The sequence below is a fragment of the Halorubrum gandharaense genome (assembly GCF_054654575.1).
In genome coordinates, this window is record NZ_BAAIET010000001.1 from 1,021,592 (window position 1) to 1,039,987 (window position 18,396).

Consider the following 18,396-nt stretch of genomic DNA (forward strand, 5'->3'; position numbering starts at 1 on the left):
ATCCCACTGATCCGTCACGGTTTCGTTCACGTGGCTCCTTTGGGGACCATGACAGACGACCGCGACCCCTCGGAGCCGCTCGACGACCCGACGGCGGTCGAGCCGCAGGACATCGGCCCCATGGGTGCCCTCATCGTGGTGGCGTTCACCGGTGCCCTGATCATGGGCGCCGGCTTCGCGCTCGTGGCGGTCGCCGGCGACGCCGCGCTCGTGTTCGTGATACTCGGGCTGGCCGTCGTCGCGTCCTGTCCGGTGGCGTACCTCCGATTTCGCGACCTGTGAGGCCGCTCTGCTGAACCCCCCAACAAGGGGACTTTCGCGGGCGGTTCCGACCAGAACAGCCACCTCGATGAGTGAGATCGGGAGTGGGTGTCGTACGAGGTTGGATGCGGCGTTTATAAGTGGGGCGTTGGTGGAGGTGTGTTTTGTTTATAAGGTGCGTTTGTTCGGTGAGTCGCTGGCTCTGCGCACGTGAGGACCGCCTGCAAAGCCCCAGCCGGCTCCGGTCGAGGGGCTCGCTGCGCGCTCAAAAGGCCTCTCGGCACCGCCCGGCCTTTTGAGTGCTTGCGTCGCCCGTCGTCCCGGAGCCGGCTGCCCCTTTGAGCCCCACCCCGCACGGCACCGTGACCGCACCTCACGCCTCCCCAGCCTCGGCGGAGAGCGCGCCGGCGGACCGCACCGCCACGCCGGCGCGCTCTCCGCCTCCCTCGCGCGCCGACGAGCGCCCGCTGGGCGCTCGCCGGGCGCGCCACCGCACCGCATCTCGTTTATAAGGAGACCACTACCGACACTCTCGACGGTTTATATACTCTATCGCCGGCGGCGATCTGCAACACCCACTCCCGATCTCGATCACCAAGCTGTCTCCATCAACTGTGTGGTCCTTCCGGCATTGGCTCCGAAAGCAGGGATGAGGCAGGCTGTGGGGCTGTTGAGGGCCCACATCACGTTTTCGTCCTGACCGTTCCGAACGGGTCGGAACTTCCACCGGGTTTAAGCGGGCCGGCCGACTATTCGGACGCATGTCATCGATCGAACTCACATCCAGCCAGAAAACCATTCTGACGGCGCTCATCAATCTGTACGGTGAGCAGGAGGACGCCGTCAAAGGCGAGGACATCGCCGAGGAGGTCAACCGCAATCCCGGCACGATCCGCAACCAGATGCAGAGTCTGAAGGCCCTCCAGCTGGTCGAGGGCGTCCCCGGCCCGAAGGGGGGCTACAAGCCGACGGCGAACGCCTACGAGGCGCTCGACATCCAGCGCATGGACGAGCCCGCCGACGTGCCGCTCCAGCACAACGGCGAGCTGATGGCGGGCATCAACGTGGACGGGATCGACCTCTCCAGCGTCCACCACCCCGAGCTCTGCCGTGCGGAGATCCACGTGCAGGGGTCCGTTCGCGACTTCCACGAGGGTGACTCCGTCACCGTCGGCCCGACGCCGCTCTCGAAGCTGCAGATCGAGGGCACCGTCGACGGCAAAGACGACACCTCGAACGTCCTCATCCTGCGGATCGACGAAATGCGCGCGCCCGCCGAGGAGCCCGCACACTAACTCGTCGACGCTCTTTTCTCACTCTCTCCAACTGCTTCGCGCGCTGGCGTCCCCCTCTCGTGAGCCGTGGTGTCATTGACCCGACTGAAAGAGCGTGCGCCGGCGCCGATGCTCGTCGAGCGCGTCGGCGTCCGCAAAAAGCGGTCGTCGTGAAAGCGGTGGGTCGTTCGGCCGGCGTTACATGTCGCCGAACGCGTTGAAGCCGCGTCCGGCCGAGGAGACCTTCGCGATCCAGCGGGTGGCGATCGCCTTCTTCAGCAGCTTCGCGCCGGTGCCGCCGAACGTGGAGATCGGCATCCCCTGGACGCCGTGGGCGACGGCCGTGTCGCCGACGGAGACGACGGTGCCTTTGTCCTCGTGGGTCCACGACTGGAGGGGTGCGCCGCGGACGGCGCGCGCGAGGTTCTCGCCGGCGACCTCCGCGGCCTGCCAGGCGGCCTGGGCGGTCGGCGGGGCGACCTCGTCGTCACCCTGCTCGACCAGGGCGGTGTCGCCGATGGCGAACACGTGCTCGTCGCTCGTCGTGAAGTCGGACTCCGCAAAGACGCGATTCGAGCGGTCGTCCTTCTCGACGTCGACGTTCTCCAGTTCGGGCTGGCCCGTAATGCCGCCCGTCCAGATCAGCACGTCGTGGGCGAGCTCGTCGGGCTCCTCGTCCTCGCCGCCGCCGAGGTAGACCGTGTCCTCGTCAGCCTTCGAGATGAAGTCGCCGGTGAGGATCTCCACGTCGGCGTCGAGTAGGCGTTTGCGGAGTGCGCCCTGGATCTCGGGGTCCTGTCCGGGGAAGATCTCGTCCATCCCCTCGATCAGCTTGATCTCGATCGGGGCGCGGTGTTTGTCGCGGTACTCGGCGATCTCGCCGGCGGTCTGGATGCCGGAGAGGCCGGCGCCGCCGACGAGCACCTGTGCAGGCTCCGACTGGGTGGCGTCGGTGGCGGCCTCGCGCAGGTCGTCGTGGATCGCCTTCGCGTCGTCGAGCCCCTTCAGCTGGTGGGCGTGCTCCTCGAGCCCCTCGATGCCGAAGAAGGCGGTCGAGGAACCGACGGCGAGCAGCAGGTAGTCGTAGTCGACGGTCGTCCCGTCGTCCGTTTCGACGACGCGCTCGTCGGCGTCCACGTCGACGACGCGGCCCTGCACGAAGTCGGTCTCCGGCGACTTGATCTCCTCGACGGGGATGGAGATCTTCTCCTCGACGGCGGGATTGCGGATCGCCCGGTGAACCTCGTGAAGAACGAGGTGGTAGTCGTGTTCGGACACCCACGTGAGCTCGGCTTCGCCCTCGCCGATCGCCGATTCGAACGCCTTCACCGTCCCGGCGCCGGCGTACCCGGAGCCGACGACGACGACCTGACTAGTCATGTGTGAGCGTCTGCAGGCCGTGGATAAAGTCGCTTTGGAACTGCCCGCTCGGAAAGGTCACGAACGGGATGCGCCCCGATTCCGTGACGACGCGGACTGTCGGGCGGACCGGTAGGACGTGTCGGCTACTCCAGCGAGAGGCCTGCGTGCCAGCGGTCGGCGCCCGCCTCCCGTTTCACCTCGTCCATGCGCGCGAGCAGTTTCACGGCGAGGCTGGCGGTCTCGGCCGCCCGCGACTCGCCCTCGGTGCGGAACTCGCCGGTGATCCGGTTGGCGTACACCGAGCAGACGGCGCCGGCGCGGAGCCCGTACACGTTCGCGATGGTGAGGATGGCCGACGCCTCCATCTCGATATTCTTCACGTTGGCGTCCTGGAGCTCGGCGACGAGCTCGTCGGAACCGGCGGCCTCGAACCCCTCGAAGCCGGGACGGCCCTGCCCGGCATAAAAGGAGTCGGCGCTCATCGTGACGCCCGTGTGGTAGTCGTAGCCGAGTCGCTCGGCGGCCGCGATCAGCGCGGAGACGACCTCGCCGTCGGCCGCCGCGGGGTAGTCCTCGCGGACGTACTCGTCGCTGGTTCCCTCCTGCCGGACGGCGCCCGTGGTGATCACGAGGTCGCCAACCTCCATCTCCGGCTGGATGGCGCCACACGAGCCGACGCGGATGAACGTGTCCACGCCGACGCGCGCCAGCTCCTCGACGGCGATGGCGGCCGACGGCGACCCGATGCCCGTGGAGGTGACGGAGATGTCGGCGCCGTCGTAGGTGCCGGTTGCCGTCCGGTACTCGCGGTGGGACGCCCGCTCCTCGTGGTCGTCCCACAGCGCGGTGATCTTGTCGACGCGTTCGGGGTTGCCCGGGAGGAGCACGGCGTCGGCGACGTCGTCCTCGCCGACCTCGATGTGGTACCCTACGTCGGCGTTGGGGTCCTCGCTGTCCTCTGTCATGGCCGGTGGTTGACGTGCGCCTTTTAAAATACTTCAGGAACGGGTCGGCGAGCCGTTCCCGCATCGTTCATATCGGGGGCGGCCAACATCGGCATATGTCACGACCAGTCACCGTCGTCGGGCACCGTCAGCCCGACGTCGACTCGATCTGTGCTGCCGTCGCGTATGCCCGACTGCTCTCCGCCACCGGCACCGAGGCCGTGCCGGCCCGCGCCGGCGAGCCCAACCCGGAGACGGAGTTCGTCCTCGACTACTGGGACGTCGACGCACCCGAGCGGATCGACGCCGTCGACGCCGGAACGCCGCTCGCGCTCGTCGACCACAACGAGTACGGGCAGGCCGTCGCGGGCGCGCCGGATGCCGATCTCGTCGCGGTCGTCGACCACCACCGGATCGGTGACGTGACGACCGACCAGCCGATCCGCTTCCGCAACGAGCCGGTCGGCTCGACGGCGACCGTACTCGCGTCGATGTACGACGAGGCGAACGTGGAGATACCGGAGTCGACCGCGGGACTGCTTCTTGCCGGCCTGGTGAGCGACACCGTGCTGTTGCGCTCGCCGACGACCACCGACGAGGACCGCGAGCTCGCCGAGCGTCTCGCCGACCTCGCGGGTGTCGACCTCGAGGAGTACGGTAAAGCACAGCTCCGCCGGAAAGGCGAACTCGGAACGAAGGCGCCCCGCGAGGTCGTGCTCGGCGACTTCAAGGAGTTCACCTTTGGGGAGACGCACGTCGGCATCGGCCAGGTGGAGACCGTCGACCCCGCCGGCGTGCTCGACCGCCGGTCGGCGATGCTCGCGGCGATGGACGAGGTTGTGGCCGAACGCGACTACGACGCGCTCTTACTGCTCGTCACCGACCTGCTGGAGGAGGACTCCACGCTGCTGACGGCGGGTCCGGCCGCGGAGCGGGCTGCGACCGCGCTCGACGCCGAGCTTGACGGCCGGTCGGCGTTCCTGCCGGGCGTGCTCTCCCGGAAGAAGCAGGTCGTGCCGCCGCTCGGCGACGCGTTCGAGTGATCGCGTCGTCGGGGGAGCGGGGGAGAGGTGGAAGGGATGGAAGAGAGCGATCGCACTGCAGTTGGCATATGCCAACCGTGCGCTCTTGTACGACTCCGGCGTAACGCGGGTATGCAGGAGTTCGATTTCACCGTCACCTACGAGGAAGGTGCCGACGACCTGATGGACGTGTTCATCCAGCATCCAGGGCTCTACTCGCGGACGGTGTCGTGTCACGCAAGCGCCGACACGATGTGGCGAGTCGACGAGGTAACCGGCCCGCCGGACGCGCTCGACGCCTACGACCGCCACCTCCAGGGGCTTCCCCGGTGTTCGAGTCTTCGCGGGATGGGCGGCTGTCAGCTCGACTGGGACCACGAAGTGCTCGCCGAGCGGCCGACCAGCCGGCTCATCTACTCCCGGCAGTCCGAGGGGGAGGGCTGCCGCTCCGTTCCGTATCTCGTCACCAAACGGCTCGGCGACGGCGCGCTCTGTCGCGCCCAGCAGTACGGCAACACCTACGAGTGGAACGTGCTGGTCGACGACGACGCCGCTCTAAGCTCGGTGTACGAGGAGCTGGCGGCGAACCTCCGGCCCGGGCTCGAACTCTCCTTCGAGCGTGTCGACGGCTCCCCCGACTGGACGACCGACCGCCCGGACGCCGACGACCTCCCGCCGGAACAGCGCGAGGCACTCCGGGCCGCCATCGAGCGCGGCTACTACGACACTCCACGACGCAACTCGCTGCAGGAGGTCGCGGAGGCCGAGGGAATCCCGGTGTCCACGCTGCAGTACCGGGTCACCCGCGCGGAGGCGTGGCTCGCGAAGAACTACCTCTCCGGCCGACCGGAACTGGCCGAGGCGTCCGCCGAACTCGGCGAGAGCGCGCCGTAATCGGACGCCGACTTTCTCGACCAGCGTTCCCGAGGCCGACGGGGAGCGTACGTTATCGCCGGCGAGCGCCCGCAACCGCCGGCGAGCGCCCGCTATCTCGGGGGATTCTCACCCGAGTTGGAACATACCGAACAAACGTCCACGGTGCCCCGGCGCCTCCCTTCAGGTACCGACGATGCGACGACGCAACACCCATTCGGACTCGAACGGCGTATCGCGACGAAGCTACCTCGCAGGCGGCGTGGCCTCCCTCTCGCTCCCCCTTGCGGGCTGTCTCGGCTCGCTTGGCGGAAACGGCGACGGCGGAAACGGCGGCAACGGCGAGACGGACGGTAGTGCCGGCGAGGACCCTGACCGGCTGCTCGTGCAGGACGGTACTGTGGTCTCGGTCGACCCCGAAATCGGCGTGCTGGAGCACGGCGACGTGTACGTGGAGAACGGCCTGATCGTCGAGGTTGGTGAGGGGCTGACCGCCGACGACGCGACCGTGATCGACGCCGAGGGCAGCGTGGTGGCTCCCGGCTTCGTCAACTCCCACCTCCACACGTGGCAGGCCGGCGTGCGCGGCGTCGCCGGCGACTGGACGTTCATGGACTACCTCGACACGATGCTCGGCGAGGTGAGCAGCCACTACGAGCCCGAGGACGCCTACCTCGGCAACCTGTTCGGCGCCGCCGAACAGCTCAACGCGGGCACGACGACGATCCTCGACTGGTTCCACATCGCCAACTCCCCGGACCACTCCGACCGGGCGATCGACGGGCTCGCGGACGCCGGCATTCGCGCGGTCTTCGCACACGGCCCGCCGGGAGACGACGGCGACACGTGGTGGGAAGCGAGCACGGAGTCCCACCCGGACGACATCGAGCGACTTCACGAGGAGCGGTTCCCGGCGGCCGACGACCGCCTTACGCTCGCGATGGGGATCCGCGGTCCGGATTACGCCAGCGACGAGGTGGTCGAGGAGGACATCACCCGCGCCCGCGAAATGGGGATTCCGGTGTCGATGCACGCCGGGTCGCTCGGCCCGGGAACGGTGTACTCGCTGGAGGAGCTGGGGCTGCTCGGTGACGACCTCAACTACGTCCACGCAAACCGGTTCGAGGAGGAGGAGTTCGCGCTGATCGGCGACTCCGGCGGCTCCGTCTCCATCACGCCGGAGGTCGAACTTCAGATGGGGATGGGGATGCCCGCCCTCGGCGAGACGATCGAGGCCGGCGCCACGCCGAGCGTCGGCGTCGACATCGTCTCGAACGTCAGCGGCGACATGTTCACCCAGACCCGCACGGCGGTGCAGGTCCAGCGAGGCCGCGACAACCAGCCGGCCGTCGAGGCCGGCGAGCAGATCGGTGAGGTGTCGGTCGACGCCCAGCGTGCATTGGAGTTGGCGACGATCGACGGCGCCCGCGCGCTCGGCCTCGACGACCGGATCGGCTCGATCACGCCCGGCAAGCGCGCCGACCTGACGATCATCGACGGCGACCACGTCAACACGGCGCCGGTTCACAACCCCGTTGAGACGGTCGTCTTCCAGGCGGGGGTCGCCAACGTCGACACGGTCGTCGTCGACGGCACCGTCGTCAAGCGCGACGGCGCGCTTCTGAACGACACGCTCGCGTCGGAGCACGACCGGTTCGTGGAGTCCGGGGAACGCGTGCTCCGCGAGAGCGGCCTGCTGGGGTGAGCGTCACCCGAGCGTCGGCGTTAACCGCGTGCGACACCTTCGTTCGACCATGACCGGGAAACAGCCCGAGACGACCGACGGCGACCGCCCCCGGGTGGTCCCCGGCGGCACCGTCCAGCACGGCACGGGCGTCCAGTCGACGCGCGCGTTCCCCTCGGAGGGGTATCCGCACAACCTCGACCCGTTCGTGCTGTTCGAGCAGTTCCACATCCAGCCGGACGACGGCTTCCCCACCCATCCGCACCGCGGGTTCGAGATCGTCTCGTACATGCTGGAGGGGGGGATGGAACACGCCGACTCCACCGGCGCCGAACACGTCGCGCGCCCGGGCGACGCCATGCGGATCACGGCCGGCAGCGGGATCCGGCACTCCGAGATGCCCGCGGACGACGCCTACTGCACCGGGCTCCAGCTCTGGGTGAACCTCCCCCGCGACCGGAAGGACGCGGAGGCGGAGTACGTCGATGCGGACGCCGACGAACTGCCGACCGAGGAGCACGACGGGGCGACGGTCACCACCGTCCTCGGCGAGGGATCGCCCCTCTCGCTCGTCACGCCGATGGAGTATCTCGACGCCGAGATCGCCGGGACGTGGACGTGGGACGTTCCCGACGACTGGGCCGGCTTCGCCTACGTCGTCTCCGGCACCGGGACGGTCGCGCCGGCGGACGCGCCCGACGACCGCGAGCACCTCGAACCGGGCGACGCGCTCCCGGCGCCCGACGGCGGCGCGTTCACGTTCCGTGCGTCCGAGGACGGCGATGCGGAGACGGCGGAGACCCTTCGCGTCGTCGTTGTGAGCGGTGAGCCGCACGACCAGCCGATCCGCCAGCGCGGCCCGTTCGTGGAGTAGGTCGGGGTAAAACGAGGATCCGGCCTCGGCGAACTTCCTCGTCAGACGGGAACGGCGTGCTGTCTCACCGATCTCATCGACAAGCCTCGGGGCGTGACACCGAGGCAGTTGACGGCGGCGAGTTCGTCCGCCCGGGTCACCCGATCAAGCGATTATCGATCGAATTCGACGGTGTACCCGTTGTTCCGAAGCGCTTCGACGAGCTCGTCACCGGGCTTGATTTTGAATTCATGGAACGAGTTGGTCGGAACATCCGTCGAGTACAGCTCCGAGTCGATATTCTCCGGGATTTCGTTCTGATGGGTATCCTCTTGAACGACGACCGGTTGACTGGGAACGTGTTTGGAGTCGTTACTTTCTGTCATTTGGAGATATCTCCTCTTACAACCATTCGGCTATTTGTATTTCGATCTCAGTTTCGGCTGCGCTGGCCGACCCGGACAGCCGATTCCCCGCAGAGCGCTTCTGCCAGCTACGCGCCACGGCTCCTCTCGCGATTTCGAAACCTCCCGATCTGCTGTCAGCAGTCCCGTGCGGGATGCGGAGCGTGACTTCACCGAGCCCTGAACCAGCATCCCCCGACTACTCGGCGGACGCCACCGGATCAGGTGGGAAGCGTTTTGGCGGCGCCGGTACTGTTCCAGTTCGTGAGCCAACGCTCGGCGATCGTCGTCCTTGCGCTCGGTATCCTCGCCGTTGCGGCGGTCGGCGTCGCGCTCCCAGCGACGGCGGACGCCGCCCCCGCCGGCGAGCCGGCCGTCGTTCAGGAGGTCGACCTCGACGACGTGCTCCTGTCGATCAGCGTGGACGCCGACGGGAACGCCGCGTGGACCATCGAGTACCGGACCAGATTGGACACCGACGACGACGAGGCCGCGTTCGAGGAGTTCCGCGAGGACGTGGAGGCGGATCCGGACGCGTACGCCGGCGAGTTCCACGACCGCATGACCGCCACCGCCGCGGACGCGGAGGAGGCCACTGGCAGAGAGATGGCCGTGACGGAGATGACCGTGAGCGTCGAGAGACGTGAACTCCCCCGAGAGTACGGCATCGTCACCTACTCCTTCCACTGGTCAAACTTCGCCGTCGTCGACGGCGACCGACTGACGATCGGCGACGCCATCGACGGACTGTTCCTCGACGACGCCTCAGAGCTCCGGATCGCGTGGCCCGACGGCTACGGGCTGGTGGAGGCGAGCCCGGCCGCCGACGAGACGCGGTCCGGATCGGTCGTCTGGCACGGCCCCACAAGCTTCGCGAGCGGCGAGCCTCGCGTGGTGGTCAATCTGGCGGCCGAGACCACGCCCCTCGCCCTCCTCGTCGTCCTGCTCGCGGTCGGCGTGGCTGCCGCGTACGCCCGCCGCCGCGGTAGCACCCTCGCGCTTATCGGCGCTTTCGGCGGGTCGGCCGGCGACGGGAGCGTTGAGCCCGGAGCGGCGGCCGCCGGCGAGGAGTCGGATGACGAGGCCGACGGCGCGAAAGGCGAGGCTGCCGCCGGGACGGACGAAGCCGACGGCGAGGCGACGGAGGACGCTGCCGACGAGAGCGGCGCGGACGCCGGCGCGGGAGCCGCCGACATCGACCCCGAACTGCTGAGCAACGAGGAGCAGGTGTTACGGCTGATCCGCGAGAACGGCGGGCGGATGAAACAGAAACAGGTGGCCGAGGAGCTCGACTGGACCGCCGCGAAAACCAGTCAGGTGACGAAGGGACTGCGCGAGGAGGGCGAACTGGAGGGGTTCCGGCTCGGCCGCGAGAACGTCCTCGCGCTCCCCGAGGCGGATCCGCGGTAGGCCCTCCGCGGGAACACGACCGGCGCCTTCCTTGCCGTCAGATCAGACTCGCGCCGTCGAAGTCGGTGCGCTCGTACTCCACGTCCATCAGCGTCAGCAACGTCGGCGCCACGTCGAGGAGGTCGGCGTCCGACACGGAGGCGTCCGGATGGTCGACGAACAGCGCGGCGTCGTCGAACGTGTGCATCCCGGTTCGGGGGCCGTCGGCGTCGAAGACGCGGTCGCGGGGTTTGAACCCCGCCTTGAGGTCGTACCCGTCGTTCGGGACGGCGACCAGGTCGGGAGCGATCTCGTCGTGGTCGCCGCGGAAGGCGGTCTCGCGCTCGACGACCCGGTCGACGACGGGCTCCCCGTCGGGCCCCTCCATCGCCTCCAAGTCGGCTTTGAGCTCCTCACGAACGTCCTCGTAGTCGGATTCGGGGACGCTTCCGCGCGGCTCTCGTCCCTCCACGTTGAGGTAGAAGCGGCCGGGAACCAGCGAGTACGCGCGGGTGTCGTCGTCGATGTCGCCGAGCTCCGCATGGTCGCCGTCGTCGTAGGCGAGCCACCCCCGATCGCGGAGCCACTCGTTGCAGTACACGTCGTGCTCCAGCGTGGTGAACCCGTGGTCGGAGGCGACCACGAGCGTGACATCGTCGGGGAGTGCTTCGCGTATCTCGCCGATGTAGGCGTCGAGCTGCGCGTAGAACTCCAGGAACTCCTCGTGGTAGGTGCCCTCCTCGGCGTAGTCGCGCCAGAGGAAGTGGTTGACCCGGTCGCTGGTCATGAAGACGCCGACGAAGAGGTCCCAGTCGTCGCGGTCGACGTACTCCTGAAACGCCGCCGCTCGCCGGTCGAGCGTTCGGTGGGCGTGTTCGAGGAAGTCGGCTTTGTCCTCGCGATGGCCGAGTTTGGCGTTCACGTCGAGGACGTACTCCAGCTCCTCCAACCGCGCGCGGAGCTCGTCGGGGTGTGCGGCCGTGTCGAGCTCCGGCGAGAGGAACCCCGACACCATCCGCTGGACGTTCCGCTGGGGCGGGAACGTCACGGGGACGTTCATCACCGTCGCGTCGTGGCCGGCCTCGGTGACGCGGTCCCAGATACGGGTCGCCTGCACGTCCCGCCCCATCGGCACGTACGTGTCGTACGTGCCGATCTCGCGGTCCTGAAAGCCGTAGACGCCGGTCGCTCCCGGATTCATGCCGGTCGTCAGCGCCGGCCACGTAGCGGTCGACTCCGCCGGGAGGATGCTCTCTATCGCCCCGGCGGACCCGCGCTCGGCGATCGCCGAGAGCGTCGGGAACGTCTCGGGGTGGTTCGCGACGAGGTCGTGTGGCACGCCGTCGATCCCGACGAAGGCGACGCGTGGGGTGTCGCTTCCCCGCAACCGGTCGAATAGGCCCATGCTGTACCCCTGCCGCCGGGACGGCAAAAAGGGTGGAGATCCGACCGGGTTTCCGGTGGGTCGCCGGGCGGCGGTGGTGAGACGACCGCCGACGTGACGCCGGCGGAAGCGTCCGCCGACTCCAGCGTCGACTTGTGGTGCCCGGCCACGTGGCGGGCGACGCCTCGCGGATCCGCACGTTGCTTGGGAGGACGAGGGACCGGGCTTTCCGGCCGATGGGGGCTCGCCATCGTTCGCGAGATCGCCGCGGTGCATGGGTGGGAAGTGACGGGAGGGAACGCCGGGACCGAGGACCCCGAGCGCGGGAACGCCCACGTGACGTTCATCGTGGCGTCGGCCGACTCACTGGGAGTCGGAGACCCTTTTGTGCCCGGGTTGTGAAGGACGGACATGGAGACGCGACGCACGCTGCTGGTCGACGCGTTCACGAGCGAGCCGCTTGCGGGGAACGTTGCCGGCGTGGTGCCGGACGCCGACGGGCTCTCCGACGAGCAGATGCAGCGGATCGCCGCCGAGCTCGGCGCCTCCGAAACGGCGTTTCTCGGGGAACCGGCGCCGGGTGACGACGCCGACCGCCGAGTGCGCTACTTCACGCCGACGACGGAGGTCGACCTCTGTGGACACGCCACGGTCGCCGCCTACGCCGCGCTGTTCGCGGACGACACCGTCGACGCGGGGACGGAGACGCTCGCGACCGCCGTCGGCGACCTGCCGATCACGGTGGCCGAGAACGGAACGGTGCGGATGCAACAGGAGGCGCCGACCGTCCGTCCCGTCGAGGTCGACTACGACCGACTGGGTGAGACGCTTGGCATCGACCCCGCCGCCCTCCGGGACGTTGGCGCCGACCTCCCGGTCGCGGTCGCCTCGACCGGCCTCCCGTTCCTCGTCGTGCCCGTGAACTTCCTCGAACACCTCGGGGGGGCCTCGCCGGAGATGGACGCGGTCGAGGCGCTCGCCGACGAGCACGACGCCGCCGGCGTCTACGCGTTCACCTTCGACGCGATCGACGCGGAATCGACGCTTCACGGCCGCGCGTTCGTACCCGGCGCCGGCATCCCCGAGGACCCTGTGACGGGTACCGCGAGCGGGGCGTGTGGCGCATACCTCGACTCGGTGGCCGCCTTTGACGGCGAGCTCCCCGAGCGGATGCGGTTCGAGCAGGGCCACTTCGTCGACCGCCCCGGCCACGTCGACGTCTGGGTCGACGGCGACGAGGTGTCGGTCGGCGGCGAGGCCGTCGTCTCGCTGGAGGGCGAGCTCCGGGTGCCGGAGGATGACGACGACGGGATAATCGAGGCCTGAGCCGGGCGTTAGCGAGGACATCGCCTCGAACAGACCGCGAGCTATCGTTCGGCCTCGGAGTCGCTCTCGATGACCTCCTCCAACGTCTCCGTGCCGACGTCGCTTGCCACCTTGACGCCGACGACGGAGACGACGATGCCGCCGAGGATGAACGCCGCGAGCCGTTGGCCCGGAGAGACGGCGACGCCAGCGAGAACCAGCGGGTCGAGCAGCGTCTCCTGTTCGAGGAAGTAGCCGGCGAAGCCGCGAACGACGAGCCCCACCGCAAGGATGACGAACGGGAGGTTGAGAAACGGCGAGCGGATCCCCTCGTCGCGGATCAGCTCGTCGAGGAGCCGGCCGACGGCAGCGGTGAGCCCGGCGACCGTGAGCCACGGAACGGCGGCGTACGCGAAGTCGGTCACCTCCACGAGGACGGGCGGGTCGCCGGCGAGCTCCGAGGCGGAGAGCACTCCGAAGAAGGATCCGACGAGCGTGAGCCCGGCCGCGACCACGTAGGTGACGATGGACACCTGGCCGGCGTACAGCGCCTCACGAGTGCGCTCGGGGACGCCGGCGACGAACCGGTCGATCGAGAGCCCCTTGTAGAGGAGCGCGGCACCGAGCAGCCCGGCAACGCCGGCGAGCGCCTCGGCCGGGGAGAGCCAGTAGAACAGTGCGGGCAGCAACAGCAGCGCGACGCCGAAGGGGACCATCACGGTCGAGCGCAGCTCCTCGTCGGCGAGGAACTGCTTGAGCAGGTAGTAGGTGGATTCGAGGTCGCGCGCCTGCCGCACGACGACGCGGTCGACGGCGTCGACGGGCATCCGGGACTCCACGATGGGGACGACCCGCTCATCCTCCGCGGAGTCGACGACGACCACCGCCGAGGAGGGGTCGTACCGGTCGACGAGGTCGTCGAGTTGGGCCGCGATCGAGCGGTCGGCGCCGACGGGCGCGTCCGTGGTGCCGGAGACGACGGCGACGACCGCCTCCTCGCGTTCGTCACGGAGGTCGCGGGCGATCCGCAGCGCCTCCAGCAGACAGTTGACGCTGGCGTCCTCCGGATCGGCGAGCCCGACGTCGGTGACGAGGGACCTGACGGCCTCCCATCCCGCGACGGGCATCGGCACGTTGGCGGCCCGCCCGATCGCCCCCGAGCGGTCCACGCAGATGACCAGCGTCGTCACGTGCGAGACCACACCACGCCGGCGTAAAAACCCTCCCGGTCGGCGGCGTGGCCGACCGGACGGCGACCACACGGGCGGTCGCTCGGCTCTTTTGGAGCCCTCAGTAGGTGAGAGAACCCACCCCGGATGCAGTGTATCCGGCACTCTCGAAGAATGATGCCGTGAGTAGAGTGTCCAACCGGCGTCATCGGCGAGAACTGATAACCGACCACGAGTGGTTCCGCCGCTCCCTTATATATCCAGACTGCGGTCGGCGCGCGCGAGGAACGCGCGCGAGGGAGGTCGCCGGCGGCCGCGGAGCGGTCCCGCGGCCGCCGTCGACCGAGGCTGGGGAGGGCTGAGGCTGCGGTGCTGGCGGGGTGGGACTCAAAGGGGCAGCCGTTCCCGCCGCAGGCGGGAAACAGCGAGACGGTCCCCGACCGTCTCGCTCGTGGTCCGGGAAGACGGGCGACGCAAGCACCGCAACGAGCGGAGCGAGTGAGGAGCGCAGCGAGCCCCTCGACCGGAGCCGGCTGGGGCTTTGGAGGCGTTCGCCGTCGTGCTCACCACAGCAACCGCTTATAAGGAGCCGGCTGGGGCTTTGGCGGCGTTCGCCGTCGTGCTCACTCCAGCAACCGCTTATAAGGAGCCGGCTGGGGCTTTGGCGGCGTTCGCCGTCGTGCTCACTCCAGCAACCGCTTATAAGGAGCCGGCTGGGGCTTTGGCGGCGTTCGCCGTCGTGCTCACTCCAGCAACCGCTTATAAGGAGCCGGCTGGGGCTTTGGCGGCGTTCGCCGTCGTGCTCACTCCAGCAACCGCTTATAAGGAGCCGGCTGAGGCTTTGGCGGCGTTCGCCGTCGCACTACCCCCACCACCCACTTATCAGGAGCCGGCAGGTACAAACCGCCCACCCGTCCAGATGCGGGCATGATCCACATCGACGGCAGCGACGGCGGTGGCGGCGTCCTCCGGACCGCCCTCGGGCTCTCGCTCGCGACCGGCGACCCGGTCCGGATCGAGAACGTTCGGGGGTCCCGGCCGACCCCGGGGCTCAAACCCCAGCATCGCGCCTGCGTCGAGGCCGCGCGGCTCGTCGGCGACGCCGCCGTGACCGGCGCCGAGCAGGGGTCCGAGACGGTCACGTTCGAGCCCGGGAGCGGGACGCCCACCGAGTCGGAACGAGCCGACACCGACCCGCGTCCACGCGAACACGCCGTCGACGTGGGGACTGCAGGGAGCGCGACGCTCGTCGCCTCGACCGTCCTGCCGGCCGCACTGACGACCGACCGAACCGTCCGCCTCCGGATCGCCGGCGGCACCGACGTGGCGTGGTCGCCACCGGCCGACTACTTCGGCGGCGTGACGCTGGCCTGCCTGCGAGCGCACGGGCTCGCTGCGGCCCTCGACGTGCCCGAGCGCGGATTCTACCCCGCCGGCGGGGGCGTCGTTCGTCTCACGCTCGGCCCCTCCACGCTGGCTCCTCTCGAACTCGATGGAGAGGCCACCATCGAGCGAACGCGGGTGTCCGCGGTCGCCACGACCGACCTCCTTGATGCGGACGTGGCCGACCGACTCGCTCGGGAGACGGGCGCAACGCTGGAGGAGTCGACCGACGTGACGGTCGCCTCCCGAGCCGCCCGCTACGCCGATGCGCCCTCGACGGACGCGAGCGTCGTGGTCCGTGCGGAAGGACACGTGGGATCGTCGGACCAGCACCCGGACCGTCCCCAACGGCCCATCCCGCTGGCCGGCTTCTCGGCGCTCGGCGAGGCCGACACGCCGGCCGAGGCGGTCGCCGACGAGGCCGTCGAGGCGTTCCGCGAGTGGCGACGGGGACCCGGTGCCGTCGACCGCCACCTCGGGGACCAGCTCGTCCCGTATCTGGCGCTCGCGGGCGGCGCGGTGCGGATCCCCGAGGTGACCGACCACGTCGAGAACGCGGTCATGGTCGCCGACGCCTTCGGCTTCGACGTGCGGATCGACGAGGCCGCCGCTCCGGGAGATGGAGCGGTGGTACGGAAAATCGAGGAGCACTGAGGACGCGACGACTGCGGACGGCCGCGGACGGCTACCGGAGCTGCACGTCGAGCTCGGCGCCCTCGTCGGTGAACACGCTGGCGACGCCCGCGCCGGCGGCGAACGCCACCGACCGCGCGCCGACGCCAACCCGCTCGACGAGCCCGCGCTGGGGAGCGAACTCCCGCATCTCGACCTCCGCGTCGAGCCGGGACGCGATCCGGTCTTCCACGTCCTCCTCGGTGCCGATGGCGTCAATCAGTCCGACCGCCTCGGCGTCCGTCCCGAGATAGACGCGCGCCTCGGTGTCCCGCACGGTTTCCGGGTCCATCTCCCGACCCTCGCTCACCGTCTCCACGAACCGGTCGTAGAACCCGTCGATGATCCCCTGGAGGTACTCGCGTTCGTGGTCCTCCATCTCCTTGAGGGGCATGCCGGCGTCCTTGAACTCGCCGGCGGTGAACTGCTCGTAGCTGACACCGAGCTTTTCGGCGAGCCCGGCGGCGTTCGGCCGGGAGCCGATGACGCCGATGGAGCCGACGAGGCTCACGTCGTGAGCCCACAGCTCGTCACAGCCGCTGGCGATCCAGTAGCCGCCGGAGGCACAGACGTCGCCGGCGTGTGCGACCGTCGGTCCGTCGAAGTCGGCCGCGGCCCGCCGGATGTCGTCGCTCGGCAGCACCTCGCCGCCGGGCGTGTCGAGTTCGACCAACAGCGCGTCCACGTTCGGGTCGTCGTCGGCGCGCTCGATGCAGTTGACGACCTCGTCGGCGGTCGGCCCGATCGGCGCCGACAGCGGGGAGGGGCGGCCGCCGTCCCGCGAGATCGGCCCGTCGACGGCGACCGTGGCGACGTTGTAGTCGTCCATGTAGTTCCCGACCGCCGAGACGACGACGCGCCCGACGGCGAGCGCAACCAGCGCGACCACCAGCATGCCCGCGAGCTCGCCCGCGGTTCGCGGCTCCGCGACCAGCACCCGCCACCCAAGGACGGCGACTGCCGCCACCGCGAGCAGCCCCGCAAGGAGGGTGACCGGTCCGCCGAATCGTGATTTGAGGCTCATATCCGTGCGTGGCTCGCCGTGGACTTAAAAGCGGGCGACGGCAGGCGGGTGGTGGCGCTGGGGCTGGGGCTACTCGACGTGGCGTTTCGTAAAAAGACCGCAACCGCAAATCGTCGTGTGTGCTGCCGGACTTAGAGCAGGCCGGTCTTCTGGAGCTTCATCAGGTCCTCGGTGTCGAGCGTCTCGCCCTCCTTGAACTTCTGGTAGATCTCCTCGGCCTCCTCCTTCTCCTCCTCGCGCTTCTCGGCGCGCTCGTCCTTGCGCTCCTCCTCCTCCTTCTTGTCGAGCTCGCGGAGCCGCTTCTGAACGCGCACGAAGTCCTCGTGGTGCTGGTCGGCGGCCTCCTGGGCCTCGACGAACAGCTCGTGCATCTCGTCGGCCTCGTCACGGATGTCGTCGGCCTCGCGGTAGGCCTCGATCATCTGGTTGTGGTGCTCCTGGGCCTTGTCGGCGAGCTCCGTCACCTTCTGGTGGTGCTGGGACGCCTCGGAGCGGACCTCCTCGGCCTCCTCGACGAGCTCGTCGAGCTCGCTGGAGTCGTCGACCTTCTCCCTCTTCTCGGCGAGCTTCTCGCGCTTGTCGTCGATCTTCTCGATGAGTTCGCGCTCGTCCTCGGCGGACAGGACCTCGGTCTGCTGGCGGAACTCGAGCTGCTCGATCTCCTCTTCGAGCTCCTCGATGGACTTTCCGGAGCCGAGCTCCATGTCCTCTTTCATCTCCTCGACCTGGTCGAACAGCTCGTTCGCGTCCGCGTTGAGCTCGTTGCGCTTGTCCTTGTGTTCCTGGACCTGCTCGTTGAGCTCGTCGCGCTTCTCGCGGTGCTCCTGTGCTTCGTCGACCTTCTCGCGCGTCTTGGCGTTGAGGTCGTCGCGCTTGGAGGCCCGCTCGGAGGCCATCTGGTTCAGCTCGTTCCGTCGGTCACGCAGCTGACCGGCTCGCTTGATAAGCTGCCCTTTGGAACCGTTCTCGAGGTCGTCCTCGGAAAGGTCCACGTTGTCCTCCGCTTTCATCGGCTCGATGTCGTACTGTTCGATGACTTCGTCTTTCGTTACCATTTTTCTATCTCTCCATCACCGCTCCGGACATGGCGGTCGCTCGGCCATCTTGCGTCGACCGTTGATAAGAACTCCCGTTCATTTCAGCGTGCGATCCATCCAGCGCCCGGAGGCGTTCTGGTGACTCCATGTAGATGGTTGCGACATATAAATACTTCGGTGAGGCGGCGGGTGAAACAAGCTACCATGACCCGCGTAGAGGGCGTGAACTGCCCACATACGCCAAGAGCACACACAACGTCGAAATGGCGTTGAGACGCCGGACCGGCCGTCTTCGAGCGCGATGCGCGCGCCGACCGACATATAGTCGACTCGAAACGACGGCGTCGTGGAACGTC

The 18,396-nt window shown here is 68.7% G+C and carries 17 protein-coding genes; 10 read left to right on the forward strand and 7 right to left on the reverse strand.

The features are described from left to right. The first annotated feature begins 48 nt into the window (after positions 1-48). Together ACYQ07_RS04825 and ACYQ07_RS04830 are read left to right on the forward strand one after the other, a co-directional pair. Complete coding sequence (locus ACYQ07_RS04825; RefSeq protein WP_459878146.1) at positions 49-282, forward strand: hypothetical protein; 234 nt, start codon at positions 49-51, stop codon at positions 280-282. 740 nt (positions 283-1,022) lie between these two features. Continuing rightward, positions 1,023-1,556 carry an Rrf2 family transcriptional regulator gene (locus ACYQ07_RS04830; protein ID WP_459878149.1) on the forward strand — a complete coding sequence of 178 codons (534 nt, stop codon included), beginning with the start codon at positions 1,023-1,025 and terminating at the stop codon, positions 1,554-1,556. 177 nt (positions 1,557-1,733) lie between these two features. Here ACYQ07_RS04830 and ACYQ07_RS04835 read toward each other — a convergent pair whose 3' ends face one another. Both ACYQ07_RS04835 and ACYQ07_RS04840 read right to left on the reverse strand, forming a co-directional pair. Beyond that, positions 1,734-2,915, reverse strand: a complete 1,182-nt coding sequence (locus ACYQ07_RS04835; protein WP_459878152.1) for an NAD(P)/FAD-dependent oxidoreductase — start codon at positions 2,913-2,915, stop codon at positions 1,734-1,736. A 125-nt stretch (positions 2,916-3,040) separates the two neighbouring features. Continuing rightward, positions 3,041-3,862: a nucleoside phosphorylase gene (locus ACYQ07_RS04840; RefSeq protein WP_459878154.1), complete on the reverse strand. Its 822-nt coding sequence runs from the start codon at positions 3,860-3,862 to the stop codon at positions 3,041-3,043. A gap of 95 nt (positions 3,863-3,957) precedes the next feature. Here ACYQ07_RS04840 and ACYQ07_RS04845 point away from each other — a divergent pair, with 95 nt between their 5' ends. The 4 genes from ACYQ07_RS04845 to ACYQ07_RS04860 all read left to right on the forward strand — a co-directional run bounded on the left by ACYQ07_RS04845 (position 3,958) and on the right by ACYQ07_RS04860 (position 8,294). Further along, positions 3,958-4,884, forward strand: coding sequence for a manganese-dependent inorganic pyrophosphatase (locus ACYQ07_RS04845; RefSeq protein ID WP_459878156.1), 927 nt, complete (start codon positions 3,958-3,960; stop codon positions 4,882-4,884). A gap of 111 nt (positions 4,885-4,995) precedes the next feature. Then, positions 4,996-5,757 (forward strand): helix-turn-helix domain-containing protein, encoded by a 762-nt coding sequence (locus tag ACYQ07_RS04850; protein ID WP_459878159.1) that lies wholly within the window; start codon positions 4,996-4,998, stop codon positions 5,755-5,757. Between the two features lie 175 nt (positions 5,758-5,932). Beyond that, positions 5,933-7,441: an amidohydrolase family protein gene (locus ACYQ07_RS04855; protein WP_459878162.1), complete on the forward strand. Its 1,509-nt coding sequence runs from the start codon at positions 5,933-5,935 to the stop codon at positions 7,439-7,441. A 49-nt stretch (positions 7,442-7,490) separates the two neighbouring features. Beyond that, the gene (locus tag ACYQ07_RS04860; RefSeq protein WP_459878165.1) at positions 7,491-8,294 is read left to right on the forward strand and encodes a pirin family protein; all 804 of its coding nucleotides are present in this window, start codon (positions 7,491-7,493) and stop codon (positions 8,292-8,294) included. A gap of 152 nt (positions 8,295-8,446) precedes the next feature. Here ACYQ07_RS04860 and ACYQ07_RS04865 read toward each other — a convergent pair whose 3' ends face one another. Next, positions 8,447-8,659 (reverse strand): hypothetical protein, encoded by a 213-nt coding sequence (locus tag ACYQ07_RS04865; protein WP_459878168.1) that lies wholly within the window; start codon positions 8,657-8,659, stop codon positions 8,447-8,449. A 282-nt stretch (positions 8,660-8,941) separates the two neighbouring features. Between ACYQ07_RS04865 and ACYQ07_RS04870 the strand changes: the two genes are divergently transcribed. Further along, entirely contained in the window at positions 8,942-10,087 is a 1,146-nt protein-coding gene (locus tag ACYQ07_RS04870) for a helix-turn-helix transcriptional regulator (protein ID WP_459878171.1), read from the forward strand. Between the two features lie 37 nt (positions 10,088-10,124). Here the strand turns inward: ACYQ07_RS04870 and ACYQ07_RS04875 are convergent, their stop codons facing one another. Further along, positions 10,125-11,471 carry an alkaline phosphatase family protein gene (locus ACYQ07_RS04875; protein WP_459878174.1) on the reverse strand — a complete coding sequence of 449 codons (1,347 nt, stop codon included), beginning with the start codon at positions 11,469-11,471 and terminating at the stop codon, positions 10,125-10,127. 390 nt (positions 11,472-11,861) lie between these two features. Between ACYQ07_RS04875 and ACYQ07_RS04880 the strand changes: the two genes are divergently transcribed. After that, on the forward strand, positions 11,862-12,776 hold the full coding sequence (locus ACYQ07_RS04880) for a PhzF family phenazine biosynthesis protein (protein ID WP_459878177.1): 915 nt from the start codon (positions 11,862-11,864) through the stop codon (positions 12,774-12,776). 41 nt (positions 12,777-12,817) lie between these two features. Here ACYQ07_RS04880 and ACYQ07_RS04885 read toward each other — a convergent pair whose 3' ends face one another. After that, the gene (locus ACYQ07_RS04885; protein WP_459878180.1) at positions 12,818-13,945 is read right to left on the reverse strand and encodes a DUF373 family protein; all 1,128 of its coding nucleotides are present in this window, start codon (positions 13,943-13,945) and stop codon (positions 12,818-12,820) included. Positions 13,946-14,483: 538 nt separating this feature from the next. On the opposite strand from ACYQ07_RS04885, the gene ACYQ07_RS04890 reads away from it, so the two are divergent. Together ACYQ07_RS04890 and rtcA are read left to right on the forward strand one after the other, a co-directional pair. Next, positions 14,484-14,855 carry a hypothetical protein gene (locus ACYQ07_RS04890; RefSeq protein ID WP_459878183.1) on the forward strand — a complete coding sequence of 124 codons (372 nt, stop codon included), beginning with the start codon at positions 14,484-14,486 and terminating at the stop codon, positions 14,853-14,855. Continuing rightward, positions 14,852-15,961: an RNA 3'-terminal phosphate cyclase gene (gene rtcA, locus ACYQ07_RS04895; RefSeq protein ID WP_459878186.1), complete on the forward strand. Its 1,110-nt coding sequence runs from the start codon at positions 14,852-14,854 to the stop codon at positions 15,959-15,961. The genes ACYQ07_RS04890 and rtcA overlap by 4 nt, the downstream gene beginning before the upstream one ends. A gap of 31 nt (positions 15,962-15,992) precedes the next feature. On the opposite strand, the gene sppA is transcribed toward rtcA, so the two are convergent. Both sppA and ACYQ07_RS04905 read right to left on the reverse strand, forming a co-directional pair. After that, on the reverse strand, positions 15,993-17,003 hold the full coding sequence (sppA, locus tag ACYQ07_RS04900) for a signal peptide peptidase SppA (RefSeq protein ID WP_459878189.1): 1,011 nt from the start codon (positions 17,001-17,003) through the stop codon (positions 15,993-15,995). A gap of 131 nt (positions 17,004-17,134) precedes the next feature. After that, a complete protein-coding gene (locus ACYQ07_RS04905) occupies positions 17,135-18,058 on the reverse strand; it encodes a coiled-coil protein (RefSeq protein WP_459878192.1) in 924 nt (307 codons plus the stop codon). Between the last annotated feature and the right edge of the window lie 338 nt (positions 18,059-18,396).